Genomic DNA, 13868 nt, shown 5'->3' on the forward strand with positions numbered 1-13868 from the left:
GATCGACCGCCGCGCGTCGCGGCCTCCGGGAAAGGTTGCGCCGCGGGCGCGCGGGGGGGGCCGCCCGTCCGGGCGCTACCCGAGTTCGGCGAGCGGCACCGGATAGGCGTGCGGCCGCCCCGCCAGCATCGAGTCGATCAGGGCCAGCACCTCGCGCCGGCCGACATTCGCGGCCTGCTCGAAGGGCGTCCAGGTCTGGACGAAGTCGAGGCCGGCGAAGACCTCCCGGTAGCGCAGCAGCTCGGCCGGGGTGAGCGGCACGCCGCGCACGAAGGCCTTGTGGGCGGAGATCGTCAGCGCCCGGCGCGGATCCTCCGGATCGAGTTCGAACTTGAGCGCGTCGCCGCAGAACAGGATCCCGCGGGCGCGGTCGAACAGCACGGCGTGGCCGTCGAAATGGCCGGCCGTGCGGTGCAGGACGAGGCCCGGCAGCGGCTCCAGCTGGTCGTCGTAGGGCCAGGACACCCGGAGGGCGGCGCTCCAGGCGAAATCCGCCGCCGGCAGGGCGAGTTCGGGGTCGAAGCGGTCCTGGAGCTGCGGCAGCGCGGCGTAGCTGTGGGGATGCGAGGCGGAGAGCACCGCCACGCCGCCGAGCGCCGCGACGTGGTCGAGCGCCGCGTCGCTGAGCACGGTGCAGCCCTCGAAGCCCAGATTCCCGTGCGGGGTGGTCACCAGATAGGCGCTCGGCCCGATCCCGGTCACCGGGTCGTTCCAGAACTTCCACACGCCGGGCTCGACCTCGGCCCAGTGACACGGGAAGGCGGCCTGCGCCTCCGCGACGGTGCGGAAGCGCCAGCCCTGCTGCGGCACGACGTGGCGGGCGTCCAGGCAGAGCGGGCAGGCGGGCGGGGCCGCGAAGTGCCGCTGCCAGAAACCGCAATTGTCGCACAGGAAGGCCGGGAGCTTGAGCGCGCCCGCGAAGGGCAGGTAGCCGGGCAAGGTCGGGTCCTGGTCAAGAGGGCTGGGCAGACAGCAGGGCTGGGCAGACAGCGCTCGGCGGGAGATAGTGCGGCGGCCGCACGGGTCGATCTCCGGCGGGTTCTCGAAGCCGCGGCGTAACCGCCGGGCGGGCGGCGGCGAAACACGGGGCAACGGTCAAGGCGGCGGGCGGGCGCCCGGCGGCACGATCGGGGGGACCCGCATGACGCTTCTTCGCCGACGCCTCCTCCTCAGCCTCCCGCTCCTCTCGCTGGCCGCCGCCAAGCCCCAGAGCAAGCCCCAGAGTTCGGGAGGAGAGGTCACCACCACCGACCTCGTCCTCAACTGCGACACGGCCCTGGGCCCGGTCCTCGCCCGGGCGGCGGAGAGGTTCCGGTCCGTCTCGGGCGTCACGGTCCGGGTCTTCCCGACCAGCCCCGGCCTCCTGGTCCCGCAGCTCGCCCGCAAGGTCCAGAACGACCTCCTGGTCACCCAGGACGGGATCGTGGCGCAGGCGGCCGCCGCCGGGCTGATCGACGGGGCGCCGGTCGGGGCGTGGCGCAACCGCCTCGTCGTCGCGGCCCGCAAGGGCGCCGCCGCCGACGCGCTGAGGGGCCGGATCGCGGTCTGCGACCCGACCCCGGCCGCCGACATGGACGGGCCCGGGATCCTGCGAGCCCTGCAGCTCGGCGAGAGGAGCGTCGTCGGCGTCCTCGACACGGACGAGGTGCTGGACCTCGTCCTGCGCGGCGAGGCGGAGGCGGGGTTGCTGCACGCGAGCGACCTCGCGCAGCGCCCCGCGCTCGAGGTGATCCGCCCGGTCCCGGAGCGCGTCGCGCCGCCGATCACCTACCGGGCGGCCGTGACGCGCCTCGCCCGTCGGCCGAATCCGCGGGCCTTCCTCGACTTCCTGACCTCGCCCGCCGGAAGCGGAGCGCTCGCCGCGCAGGGACTGGAGACGACCGCATGAGCATGCACGGCGTTCAGACCCATGCCTGGCCGGTGCGGATCGCGCACTGGACCATGGCGGGCGCGATCCTGGTGATGATCGGCAGCGGCTGGCGCATCTACAACGCCGAGCCGATCCTGCCCTTCCGCTTCCCGCTCTTCGCCACGCTCGGCGGCGACGTCGAGGCGGCCCTCGCCCGGCACGGAGACCCGGGCGTCGCCACCGCGATCGCGTGGCACTTCGCCGGCATGTGGGTCCTCGCCGGCGCCTACCTGCTCTTCGTCGGCTACGGCCTCGCCTCGGGCCATTTCCGCCGCGACTTCCTGCCGGTGGGGCCGCGCAGCGTCCTGCGCGACCTCGCAGCGGCGCTGCGCTTCCGGCTGGAGCACCGGCTCGGCGAGTACAACGCCGTGCAGAAGCTGTTCTACTGGGGCGTCCTCGCGGCGGTCCTGGTCGTCATCCTGTCGGGCGTCGCGATCTGGAAGCCGGTGCAGACCTACCCGCTCGAACTCGCCTTCGGCGGGTTCCAGGGCGCGCGCGTCGTCCACTTCCTGGCGATGACGGCGATCGTCGGCTTCCTCGTCATCCACCTCGCCCTGGTCGCCCTCGTGCCGAGCACGCTCGTGGCCATGATCACCGGCCGCTCCGGCCGGCCCGCTTCGGACACGTCCCACGGGACCGGAGACGCGGCATGACCCTGCTCCCGCGCGACTTCACCTTCGACCGGCGCCGCCTCCTCGGCGGCAGCCTCACGCTCGGCGCGCTCACCCTGCTCACCGGCTGCGACGTGAGCGACGGCGGCGCGGTCCAGGCGGCGCTCGCCCGGGTCTCGGCCTGGAACGACCGCGTGCAGGCGAGCCTGTTCGGCCCCGACCGGCTCGCCCCGATCTTCCCGGATGCCCTGGCGGTGAAGGATTTCCGCTACAACGCCTGGTACGGGCCGCAGGATGCGCCCCGCCTGGACCCGGCGACCTATCGCCTGCACCTCGCGGGCCGGATCGCCGACAAGCGGCCCTGGACCGTGGATGCCCTGGCGGCGCTCCCCCAGGTCACCCAGGTGACGCGCCACGTCTGCGTGGAGGGCTGGAGCATGATCGGCCAGTGGAGCGGCACGCCGCTGCGCACCTTCCTGGAGCGCGTCGGCGCCGACCTGACGGCCCGCTACGTCGGCTTCGAGTGCGCGGACGGCTACTACGAGGGCCTGGACATGCCGACGGCGCTGCACCCGCAGACGCTGATGGCCTTCCGCCTCCACGGCGAGACGCTTCCGGTCCGCCACGGCTTCCCGTTCAAGCTGCGGGTGCCGACCAAGCTCGGCTTCAAGAACCCGAAATTCGTCACCACGGTCTACGTCACCGACAAGCAGCCGCGGGGCTACTGGCCGGACCGGGGCTACAATTGGTTCAGCGGGCTCTGAACATGGGCCGCCCCGCCTCCTCCACCTGCGCCGTCGGCGTCATGGCGAAGGCGCCGCAGGCAGGCCGCTCGAAGACCCGCCTCTGCCCGCCGCTCACGCCCGCGCAGGCCGCCGCCCTCTCGGCCGCCTTCCTGCGCGACACGACCGCCGCGCTCGCGCGCGCCGCCGCGCGGGCGCCGATCGCGCCCTACGCGGCCTACGCGCCCCGCGGCGCGGAGGATGCCGTGCGGGCCGGGATCGCCCCCGGCACCGCGCTGATCCTGGCGGACGGCTCGCCCCCGATGCCGCCCGGCGTCGAGGGGTTCGGGCGCTGCCTGCTCCACGCCGTCGACGGGATGCTGGCGCGGGGGCACCCGGCCGTGGGCGTGCTGAGCTCCGACTGCCCGACCCTGCCCGCCTCCGTCCTGGTCGAGGCCGCGCGGCTGCTGCTCGCTCCCGGCGAGCGGGCCGTGCTCGGGCCCTGCGCGGATGGCGGCTACTACTTCCTGGGGCTGAAGGGACGGCACCCGGCGCTCTTCGCGAACATCGCCTGGAGCACCGGGACCGTGGCGCAGGCGACCCGGGCGCAGGCGCGGCGGATCGGCCTCGCCCTCGTCGAACTGCCCGAATGGTACGATGTCGACGACGCCGACGCGCTCGCGCGGCTGCGCGGCGAGGCGGGCGCCGGGTCCCCGGCGACGGCGGCGGCGCTCGCGCGGCTCGCCGCCGCCCCGCGGGCGGAGCCGGCCGCGTGAGGACCCCGCTCGCCCGCCTCGCCCTGCTCGCCGGGCTCCTCGTCGCGCTCACCCTCGGCGGCCTGTCCCTCCATGTTCCAGGCGCCGACACGGTGGGCACGCCGCTGCGGGCGCAGATCCTGGTCGGGCTGCTCGCCGTCTCGGTGGGGATCTACCTCCTGGCGGTGCGGCTCGTCCTGCGGGAGAGCGTGCCGGCGCGGGCCCTCTGGCTGGTGATCGGCGTCGCCCTCCTGCTGCGGCTCGCGCTTCTGCCCGCCCCGCCCTTCCTGTCGAGCGACATCTACCGCTACGTCTGGGACGGGCAGGTCCAGGCCGCCGGGATCAACCCCTACCTGTACGTCCCGGCGGACCCGGCCCTGGCGCAGCTGCGCGACCCCGCCATCTTCCCGCTCATCAACCGGGCCGACTACGCCCGGACGATCTACCTGCCCGCCGCGCAGCTCGCCTTCGCGGCGGTCGGGCGGCTGAGCGCGAGCGTCACCGGCATGAAGGCGGCGATGCTCCTGTGCGACGGCGTCGCGATCCTGTGCGTCCTGCGCCTCCTCGGGGGCGCCGGCCTGCCCCCCGCCCGCGTGCTCATCTACGCCTGGAATCCGCTGGTCCTGTGGTCCTTCGCCCTCGACGGCCACGTGGACGCGCTCGCGGTCGGCCTCCTCGCCCTCGCGCTCCTCGCCCGGGCGCGGCACCGGGAGGGCCTCGCGGGCGCGCTCCTCGCCGCCGCGAGCCTCGTGAAGGTGCTGCCCGTCGTGGTGGCGCCGGCCTTCCTGCGCGGGGGCGGCTTCGGGCGCCCGGCCGCGGCGGGCCTCGCGACCCTGGTCGTCCTCTCCCTGCACTACCTTTCGGCCGGCCCGCTGATCCTCGGCTTCCTGCCCGCCTACGGGGCCGAGGAGGGTTTCGACACCGGCCGGGGCTTCTGGCTGCTCGCCGGACTGGCGCATCTCGTGCCGCTCCCGGCGGCGGCGGGCCGCCTCTACGGCCTGTGCGCGGCGCTCGGCTTCGCGGCGCTCGCCGCCTTCGTGGCCACGCGGCGCGCCGGGCCGCCCGACGCCGTCCGCCTCTGCCGCGACGCCGGCCTGCTGGCGGCCGTCGCCACCGCGGCGGCGAACCCGCACTACGCCTGGTACTATCCGTGGCTCGCGCTGCCGGCCGCGATCGCCCCGACGCCCGCCGTGATCTGGCTCTCGGCGGCGCCGGTGCTGTTCTTCATCGACCCCTTCAACGAGCGCTTCGTCTGGCCGGGCCTGGTCTTCGGTCCGGCCGTCATCCTCGCCCTGCGCGACCTGCGCCGGGCCCGCAGCACGGCGCTCGCCCTCGCGCCGAAAGGAGCGTCCTGATGTCGGCCTCCCCCGGGATCGCGAATCCGCGCCGCTACTTCGAGGCGGTCGGCGACGCCCGCGACGCGGTCGCGACCGCGCCGCCCGTCTGCCTCTACCTGGAGGTGACGAACCGCTGCAATCTCCTCTGCGAGACCTGCCCGCGCACGTTCGAGACGCTCGAACCCCCGGCCGACATGAGCTGGGACCTGTTCACCCGCATCGTCGATCAGGTCCCCGGCATCGCCCGGGTTGTGCTGCACGGGGTCGGCGAGCCGATGCTGGTCGACGACCTGCCGCGGATGATCCGCCACCTCAAGGCGCGGGGCACCTACGTGCTGTTCAACACGAACGGCACCCTGATGCAGCCCAAGCGGTTCCGGGACCTGATCGAGACCGGGCTCGACGAGCTGCGCGTCTCCCTCGACGCGGCCGACCGCGCCTCCTACAGGCGGGTGCGCGGCAAGGACTTCTTCGATCGCATCGTGCGCGACGTCGGCCGGTTCACGGCCTTCCAGAGGGAGGCGGGCGCCGCGACCCCGAGGGTCTCGCTCTGGCTCACCGGTCTCAAGGAGACGATCGACCAGTTGCCGGACTTCGTGCGCCTCGCCGCCCGGATGGGGGTGCGCGAGGTCCACCTGCAGCGGCTCGTCTTCGACGAGGCCGGCTACGGCATGGCCCGCGCCGACCTCTCGCTGTTCGAGCGCGCGCGGGAGGAGGAGCATGCCGCCATCGCGGCCGCGCAGGCGATCGGGGCCGAACTCGGCGTCAGCCTGGACGCGTCGGGCGCCACCGAGCCCGGCCTCAGCCTCAGGCGGCAGGCCGAGGACCGGCCCTGGGCGACCTGCCGGCGGCCGTGGTCGCTGATGTACATCACCGCCCACGGCCGCGCCCTGCCCTGCTGCATCGCGCCCTTCTCGGTGCGGGGCTACGACAGCTACACGCTCGGCGACGCGACGCAGGCGAGCCTGCGCGAGATCTGGAACGGCGAGGCCTACCGGGACTTCCGCCGCGCCCTGCTGTCCGAGGCGCCCCCGGCGCCGTGCCGGAATTGCGGGCTGCGATGGAGCCTGTGAGCGTCGTCATCCCGACCCTCGACGAGGGGGAGACGATCGGCGCCGTGCTGCGCGAGATCCCGCGCGCCTACGCGGGCGACCTCATCGTGGCGGATGGCGGCAGCCGCGACGACACCCGGGCGATCGCGGCGGCGGCCGGCGCCCGGGTGATCGAGGCCGGGCGCGGCTACGGCCGGGCCTGCGCGGCGGGTGCGGCGGCGGCGCGGCCGGAGAGCCGGGTCATCGCCTTCCTCGACGGGGACGGCGCCGACCGGGGCGACCTGATCGCGCGGATCGCCGACCCGGTCCTGCGGGGGGAGCGGGACCTCGTCCTCGCCTCGCGCACCCGCGGCGCGCGCGAGCCCGGCGCGATGCTCTGGCACCAAGTGCTGGCCGGGCGGCTCGCCGGCCTCGGCATCGGGGCGCTCTACGGGGTGCGCTACAGCGACATGTGCGCCTTCCGGGCGATCGGCCGGGACGCCCTCGCGCGGCTGAACCTGCGGGAGATGACCTATGGCTGGAACATCGAGATGCAGATGCAGGCGGCCCGCGCCGGCTACCGCATCGCCGAGGTGCCGGTTCCCTATCGGTGCCGGGCGGGCGGCCGGTCGAAGGTGGCGGGATCCCTGACCGGGACGCTTCGGGCGGGCAGCCGGATCGTCTCGACCTTCCTGCGCGTCGCGGCCGGGCCGGCGCCGCCGCCATGACCGAGGCCTTCCTCCTCGCGGACTACCTTGCGCGCTGGTCCGGCGAGGCGCCGAACGACCTCGCCGCCTCGGATTCCGAGACGCTGCCGGTGGCCTCGCTCCTGGCCCTCGCGGACGAGGAGGATCGGCGCCGCTGGAACGCCCTCGATCTCGGCTACGCGGATCCGCGGGGCGCCCCCTGGCTCCGGGCCGCCGTCGCCTCCCGCTACGCGGGTCTCGCCCCCGAGGCGGTGCTGGCCTGCGCGGGGGCGCAGGAGGCGGCGACCTGCGTGCTGCGGGCCCTGCTCGGCCCGCAGGACCACGCGGTGATCGTCCTGCCGCTCTACCAGCCCTCCGAGCGGGTGGTGACGGCACTCTGCGCGGCGACCGGCGTGCCGCTCGCCGAGACGGGCGGGAGCTGGGCCCTCCGGGTCGACCGGGTGGCCACCGCCCTGCGGCCGAACACCCGGGTGGTGCTGACGAACTTCCCCAACAGCCCGACCGGCGCCACCCTCGACGGCGGGACCCTGCGCGACCTCGTCGGGCTGTGCCGGGCCCGCGGCCTCTGGCTCGTCAACGACGAGGTCTACCGCGAGACCGCCACCGACGAGGGCCCGCCCGCCTGCGTGGAGGCCTACGAGCGGGGCGTGTCGGTCGACGGGCTCTCGAAGGGGTTCGGCCTGCCGGGCCTGCGCGTCGGCTGGGTGGCCTGCCGCGACCCGATCCTCATGGCGCGCACGCTCGCGGTGAAGAGCACCCTGTCGAGCTGCCTCTCCGCCACCAGCGAGGTGCTGGCCCACATCGCCCTTCGCCACCGGGCGCGGATCCTGGCGCGGACGCGGGCGATCGGCCTGCGCAACCGGGCCCGCCTGGACGACCTCCTGGCGCGGCACCGGGGCCGCCTCGCGGAGGACGGCTCGCGCAATCTCGCCTTCGGCTTCCCGCGCTATCTCGGGCCGGAGGGGGCGGAGCGTTTCGCCGTCGACCTCGCGCGGCGGGGCCGCTGCCTCGTGCTGCCCTCGACGCTGTGGCGCTCGCCCCTCGCGCCGCTCCCCGCCGACCGCCTGCGCATCGGCCTCGGCCAGGCGCGGGCCGGGGCGGCGCTCGACGCCCTCGACGCGCATCTGGAGGAGGTGCGGGCGTGATCCGGGATCCGGTTGATCACCGTGGATCCCGTCTCACGAGCCCGCGCGGCGCTTCACGGGTCGCGCCCGCGCGCCCTCCGGTCCTGGTCGGGACGGTCAGCGCCGATTCGCCGCCAGGAACCCGCCCATCCGCTCCAGGGCGCGGGCGATGTTCTCCGCCGAGTTGGCGTAGGACAGCCGGAGGTAGCCCTCGCCGTGGACCCCGAAATCCGGGCCGCCGATCGCGGCGATCCCGGCCTCCTCCAGCAGCGCCGAGGCCAGGGCCTTGGCCTTCCAGCCGGTCCGCGCGATGTTCGGGAAGGCGTAGAAGGCGCCCTTCGGGGTGATGCAGGAGACCCCCGGCAGGCGGTTCAGCCCCTCGACCACCAGGAGGCGGCGCCGGTCGAACTCCGCCATCATGGCGGCCACCGCGTCCTGCGGCCCGTCCAGGGCCGCGATGCCGGCCCATTGCGTCGCCGCGTTCACGCAGGAGAAGGAATTCACCGCGAGCTTGCGCGCCGCCTCGTAGAGGGGCGCGGGCCAGACCGACCAGCCGAGCCGCCAGCCCGTCATCGCGTAGGTCTTGGACGCGCCGTCGAGGTAGATCAGCCGGTCGCGAATCTCCGGATAGGCGAGCAGCGTGTGGTGCCGCGCGCCGTCGTAGGTCATGGTGCCGTAGATCTCGTCCGAGAGCACCGCCACGTCGGGATGCGCCGCGAGCCCCGCCACCAGGCGGTCGATCTCCGCCTTCGGAGTCACGCCGCCGGTCGGGTTGGCCGGCGAGTTCACGATCAGCAGCCGGGTGCGCGGCGAGATCAGCGCCAGCGTCTCCTCGGCCGAGAAGGCGAAGCCGTTCGCCTCGCGGATCGGGATCGGCACCGGGGTCGCGCCGGTGAACTCGATCATCGAGCGGTAGATCGGGAAACCCGGATCCGGATAGAGGATCTCGGCCCCCGGCTCGCCGAACATCAGGATCGCGGCGAACATCGTGACCTTGCCGCCCGGCACGATCATGACGCTGTCGGGCGAGACCTCGACCTCGAGCCGGCGATGGAGGTCGCGCGCCACGGCCTCGCGCAGGGGCAGGATGCCGGTCGCGGGCGTGTAGCCGTGATGGCCGTCGCGCAGGGCCTTGATCGCCGCCTCGACCACGTGGGGCGGGGTCGGCATGTCGGGCTGGCCGATACCGAGATTGATCACGTCCCGCCCGGCCTGCGCCAGGGCCGTGGCCCTGGCCAGCACCGCGAAGGCGTTCTCCTCGCCGATGCGCGCGAAGGCCGGAACCGGGGTCGGCATCGCGGCCGTCGCGCCCGTCAGCGCTCGCTCTTGGCGGCCAGCCGGCTCGCGCCGTAGGACAGGGCGCCGCCGAGCACGATGAGCAGGATCCCGACCTTGACCGCCGCCCACAGGAGCGAGCGGTTGACGCCCTCGTCGGTGAGCATGATCAGCAGGCAGGCCAGCACCGGCAGCGACACCACGATGCCGATCGGAATCAACGGGTTGGTGCTCTTCTCGGTCATGAATCCGGTCCCACGGGTCGACGTTGCGCCGGCGTCATAGCACCCTCGTGCGGCGGTGGGGACACCCGGCCCGAGGATTCTTTCGTCCTGCGACGACGCGCGCGGCCCGCGCGCCACGCGGCCCGACTCTGTTGCCTTCCCGCACCGGCCGGGTCCAATGTCCGCCGCCAATCGTGAATGGAGGAACGCCCGATGGCCCCCACGCCCCGCCCCCGGATCGATCCGAGCCGTCTGCGGTCGCGGCTGTGGTTCGACAATCCCGACAATCCCGGCATGACCGCGCTGTACCTGGAGCGCTACCTGAACTACGGCCTCACCCTGGCCGAGCTGCAGGCGGGCAAGCCCCTGATCGGCATCGCGCAGACCGGATCCGACCTCTCGCCCTGCAACCGCCATCACATGGAACTCGCCAAACGCGTGCGCGACGGCATCACGGCGGCGGGCGGCGTCGCCTTCGAGTTCCCCTGCCACCCGATCCAGGAGACCGGCAAGCGCCCGACCGCCGCCCTCGATCGCAACCTCGCCTACCTGTCGCTGGTCGAGGTGCTGTACGGCTACCCGCTCGACGGCGTCGTGCTGCTCACCGGCTGCGACAAGACCATGCCGGCCTGCCTGATGGCGGCCGCCACGGTGAACATCCCGGCGATCTCGCTCAATGTCGGGCCGATGCTGAACGGCTGGAGCCGCGGCGAGCGCACGGGCTCGGGCACCGTCGTCTGGAAGGCCCGCGAGCGCCACGCGGCGGGCGACATCGACTACCAGCAATTCCTCGACATCGTGGCCTCCTCGGCGCCCTCCACGGGCCATTGCAACACGATGGGCACCGCCTCGACCATGAACGCCCTGGCGGAGGCGCTCGGCATGGCGCTGCCCGGCTCGGCGGCGATTCCCGCCCCCTATCGCGAGCGCGGCCAGGCCGCCTACGCCACCGGCCAGCGCATCGTCGAGATGGTCTGGGAGGACCTGAAGCCCTCCGACATCCTCACCCGCGAGGCCTTCGAGAACGCCATCGTGGCCAACACCGCCATCGGCGGCTCGACCAATGCGCCCATCCACATCAACGCCATCGCCAAGCTGATCGGCGTGCCGCTGAGCTGCGACGACTGGGAGCGCGTCGGCTACGACATCCCGCTGCTCGTCAACATGCAGCCGGCCGGGGCCTATCTGGGCGAGGAATATTATCGTGCGGGCGGCCTGCCGGCGGTGCTGGCCGAGCTGATCGAGGCCGGCAAGATCCACGCGGACGCGCTCACCTGCAACGGCCGCACCGTCGGGGAGAATTGCCGCGAGGCCAGGACCTGGGACCGCGAGGTGATCAAGCCCTATTCCGAGCCCCTGCGCGAGCGGGCCGGCTTCCTCAACCTCAAGGGCACGCTGTTCGACTCGGCGATCATGAAGACGAGCGTGATCAGCCGCGAGTTCTACGACCGCTACCTGTCGAACCCGGGGGATCCCTACGCGTTCGAGGGCCGGGTCGTGGTGTTCGACGGGCCCGAGGATTACCACCACCGGATCGACGACCCCGCCCTCGACATCGACGAGAACACGGTGCTGATCATGCGCGGGGCGGGCCCGATCGGCTATCCGGGCGCGGCCGAGGTGGTGAACATGCAGCCGCCGGGGGCGCTGATCCGGCGCGGCGTGCTCTCGCTGCCCTGCATCGGCGACGGGCGCCAGTCGGGCACCTCGGGCACGCCCTCGATCCTCAACGCCTCCCCGGAAGCGGCGGCGGGCGGCGGGCTGGCGCTGCTGCAGAACGGCGACCGCGTCCGCATCGACCTCAACACGCGGCGGGCGGACATCCTGCTGCCCGACGAGGAGCTGGCGCGGCGGCGCGAGGACCTGGCGGCGCGGGGCGGCTACCCGTTCCCGGCGAGCCAGACGCCCTGGCAGGCGATCCAGCGGGCGATGGTCGAGCAGCTCTCCGAGGGCATGATCCTGCGCGGGTCGGACGCGTTCCAGAAGGTCGCCCAGACCATGGGGCCGCCGCGGGACAACCACTGATCCGCGGTGCAGAGGCCGCGAGGGGCCGCGCCCCTCGCGGGAGACCGCGCCCTACGCCTCGGGGACGTTCCGCTCCAGCTCCTCCAGCCAGGCGCGCGCGTTGCCGTCCGAGGGCGCGCGCCAATCGCCGCGGGGCGAGAGGGAGCCGCCCGCCGCCACCTTCGGGCCGTTCGGCAGGGCCGAGCGCTTGAACTGGCTGAAGCCGAAGAAGCGCTGCAGGAACACCTTCATCCAGGCGCGGATCTCCGGCAGGGCGTAGGCGCCCCGGCTCGCCTCGGGGAAGCCGGGCGGCCAGGGGCCGCGCGCGGGGTCCTCCCAGGCGCGGGCCGCCAGGAAGGCGATCTTGGAGGGCCGGAACCCGTAGCGCAGCGTGTAGAACAGGGTGAAATCCTGCAGCGCGTAGGGGCCGATCTTGGCCTCGGTGCTCTGGAGCTTCTCGCCCTCCTTCACGGGCACGAGTTCGGGCGAGATCTCGGTGGCGAGGATCGCCTCCAGGGTGCGGTTCACCTCCGCGTCGAACTGGCCGGAGGCGACCACCCAGCGGATCAGGTGCTGGATCAGGGTCTTGGGCACCCCGGCATTGACCCCGTAATGGGACATCTGGTCGCCGACGCCGTAGGTGCACCAGCCGAGGGCCAGCTCCGACAGGTCCCCGGTGCCGACCACGATCGCGTCGTTCTGGTTGGCGAGGCGGAACAGGAAGTCGGTGCGCAGGCCCGCCTGCACGTTCTCGAAGGTCACGTCGTAGACCGGCTCGCCGCGCCCGAACGGGTGGCCCATGTCGGCGAGCATCTGGCGGGCCGCCGGGCGGATGTCGAGCTCGACCGCCGCCGTGCCGAGGGCCGCCATCAGCCGATGGGCATTGCCCTTCGTCTCCGCCGAGGTGGCGAAGCCCGGCATCGTGTAGGTCAGGATGTTGGTGCGCGGAAGACCAAGCCGGTCGAAGGCCTTGGCGGCCACGATGAGGGCGTGGGTCGAATCGAGGCCGCCGGAGATGCCGATCACCACCTTCTCGGTGCGGATGGCGCGCAGGCGCTGGGCGAGGCCCGCGACCTGGATGTTGTAGCCCTCGTAGCAATCCTGCGCGAGGCGGGCGGGATCGGCCGGCACGAAGGGGAAGCGCTCGACCGTGCGGGCGAGGCCGAGATCCGCCGAGGGCGGCGAGACCGTGAAGGGGACGCGCCGCCAGGGCCGCTCGCCCAGCACCGCGCGGGCATTGTCGTCGAAGCTGCCCATCTGCGCCCGCTCCTGGCGCAGGCGGTCGAGGTCGATGTCGGCCAGGGTGACGAGGGGGCCGGCCGGGAAGCGCTCGCCCTCGGCGATCAGCGTGCCGTCCTCGTAGATCACGGTCTGGCCGTCCCAGGCGAGGTCGGTGGTCGATTCGCCCGGGCCGGCCGCCGCGTAGACGTAGGCCGCGAGGCAGCGGGCGGAGGCCGACTGGCACAGGAGCTTGCGGCTCTCGGCCCGCCCGATGGTGATCGGGCTCCCGGACAGGTTCACGAGCACGCTCGCCCCCGCGAGCGCCGCCAGCGCCCCGGGCGGGACCGGGATCCACATGTCCTCGCAGACGTCGACGCCGATGACGAGGCCCGGCAGATCCTCCGCGCCGAACAGCAGGTCGGTGCCGAACGGCACCTCCTCGCCGCCGAGCCGGATCGCCGCCCCGGCGATCCCGGCGCCGGGGGCGAAGTGGCGCTTCTCGTAGAATTCCCGGTAGTTCGGCAGGTAGCTCTTCGGCACCACCCCGAGCACGCGCCCGCGATGCACGAACACCGCCGCATTGTAGACCCGGTTGCGGTGTCGCAGCGGGGCGCCGACCACGAGGAGCGGCAGCAGGTCCCGGGTCCGCGCCGCGAGGTCGGCGAGGGCCGCCTCGACCGCGTCGAGCAGGGTGTCCTGCAGGAGCAGGTCCTCGATCGCGTAGGCGGAGAGGCAGAGTTCCGGAAACACCGCCAGCGCGACGCCCTGGTCGTGGCAGCGCCGCGCCAGCGCCAGGATCTCGTCCGCGTTGGCGGCGGGCTCCGCGATGTGGCTCTGCCCGACGCAGGCCGCGACCCGGACGAAGCCGTGCTGGTAGAGGGAGCGGAACATCGAGGATGAACCTCCGGCGATGACGACGCTTCGTTAATGCGGCGAGACCGGGCGCGG

Annotated in this window: 13 protein-coding genes; 9 read left to right on the top strand and 4 right to left on the bottom strand. The window is 73.6% G+C overall.

The features are described from left to right. Positions 1–75: 75 nt before the first annotated feature. Positions 76–939 carry an MBL fold metallo-hydrolase gene (locus tag M446_RS23540; protein ID WP_012334610.1) on the bottom strand — a complete coding sequence of 288 codons (864 nt, stop codon included), beginning with the start codon at positions 937–939 and terminating at the stop codon, positions 76–78. A 202-nt stretch (positions 940–1141) separates the two neighbouring features. On the opposite strand from M446_RS23540, the gene M446_RS23545 reads away from it, so the two are divergent. Genes M446_RS23545 through M446_RS23580 form a run of 8 tightly spaced genes read left to right on the top strand, consistent with a single transcriptional unit; the run spans position 1142 to position 8217 of the window. Beyond that, on the top strand, positions 1142–1888 hold the full coding sequence (locus M446_RS23545) for a substrate-binding domain-containing protein (RefSeq protein ID WP_012334611.1): 747 nt from the start codon (positions 1142–1144) through the stop codon (positions 1886–1888). After that, positions 1885–2562, top strand: coding sequence for a cytochrome b/b6 domain-containing protein (locus M446_RS23550; RefSeq protein WP_012334612.1), 678 nt, complete (start codon positions 1885–1887; stop codon positions 2560–2562). Before M446_RS23545 ends, M446_RS23550 begins: the two co-directional genes overlap by 4 nt. Further along, positions 2559–3284: a molybdopterin-dependent oxidoreductase gene (locus M446_RS23555; RefSeq protein WP_012334613.1), complete on the top strand. Its 726-nt coding sequence runs from the start codon at positions 2559–2561 to the stop codon at positions 3282–3284. Before M446_RS23550 ends, M446_RS23555 begins: the two co-directional genes overlap by 4 nt. Positions 3285–3286: 2 nt before the next feature. Continuing rightward, positions 3287–4018 (top strand): DUF2064 domain-containing protein, encoded by a 732-nt coding sequence (locus tag M446_RS23560; protein WP_012334614.1) that lies wholly within the window; start codon positions 3287–3289, stop codon positions 4016–4018. Beyond that, positions 4015–5352 carry a hypothetical protein gene (locus M446_RS23565; protein ID WP_012334615.1) on the top strand — a complete coding sequence of 446 codons (1338 nt, stop codon included), beginning with the start codon at positions 4015–4017 and terminating at the stop codon, positions 5350–5352. Before M446_RS23560 ends, M446_RS23565 begins: the two co-directional genes overlap by 4 nt. Next, entirely contained in the window at positions 5352–6407 is a 1056-nt protein-coding gene (locus M446_RS23570; protein ID WP_012334616.1) for a radical SAM/SPASM domain-containing protein, read from the top strand. Before M446_RS23565 ends, M446_RS23570 begins: the two co-directional genes overlap by 1 nt. Beyond that, positions 6404–7093, top strand: a complete 690-nt coding sequence (locus M446_RS23575) for a glycosyltransferase (RefSeq protein ID WP_012334617.1) — start codon at positions 6404–6406, stop codon at positions 7091–7093. Before M446_RS23570 ends, M446_RS23575 begins: the two co-directional genes overlap by 4 nt. Further along, a complete protein-coding gene (locus M446_RS23580) occupies positions 7090–8217 on the top strand; it encodes a pyridoxal phosphate-dependent aminotransferase (protein ID WP_012334618.1) in 1128 nt (375 codons plus the stop codon). Before M446_RS23575 ends, M446_RS23580 begins: the two co-directional genes overlap by 4 nt. Before the next feature lie 96 nt (positions 8218–8313). Here M446_RS23580 and M446_RS23585 read toward each other — a convergent pair whose 3' ends face one another. Beyond that, positions 8314–9492 (bottom strand): pyridoxal phosphate-dependent aminotransferase, encoded by a 1179-nt coding sequence (locus tag M446_RS23585; protein ID WP_012334619.1) that lies wholly within the window; start codon positions 9490–9492, stop codon positions 8314–8316. Positions 9493–9509: 17 nt separating this feature from the next. Next, positions 9510–9716 (bottom strand): hypothetical protein, encoded by a 207-nt coding sequence (locus tag M446_RS23590; RefSeq protein WP_012334620.1) that lies wholly within the window; start codon positions 9714–9716, stop codon positions 9510–9512. Between the two features lie 192 nt (positions 9717–9908). Here M446_RS23590 and M446_RS23595 point away from each other — a divergent pair, with 192 nt between their 5' ends. Further along, positions 9909–11720 carry an IlvD/Edd family dehydratase gene (locus tag M446_RS23595; RefSeq protein WP_012334621.1) on the top strand — a complete coding sequence of 604 codons (1812 nt, stop codon included), beginning with the start codon at positions 9909–9911 and terminating at the stop codon, positions 11718–11720. A gap of 51 nt (positions 11721–11771) precedes the next feature. Here the strand turns inward: M446_RS23595 and M446_RS23600 are convergent, their stop codons facing one another. Next, positions 11772–13811 (bottom strand): NAD(+) synthase, encoded by a 2040-nt coding sequence (locus M446_RS23600; protein ID WP_012334622.1) that lies wholly within the window; start codon positions 13809–13811, stop codon positions 11772–11774. Positions 13812–13868: the final 57 nt, after the last annotated feature.

This window comes from Methylobacterium sp. 4-46 (assembly GCF_000019365.1).
In the GTDB taxonomy this organism is placed as follows: Bacteria; Pseudomonadota; Alphaproteobacteria; order Rhizobiales; family Beijerinckiaceae; genus Methylobacterium.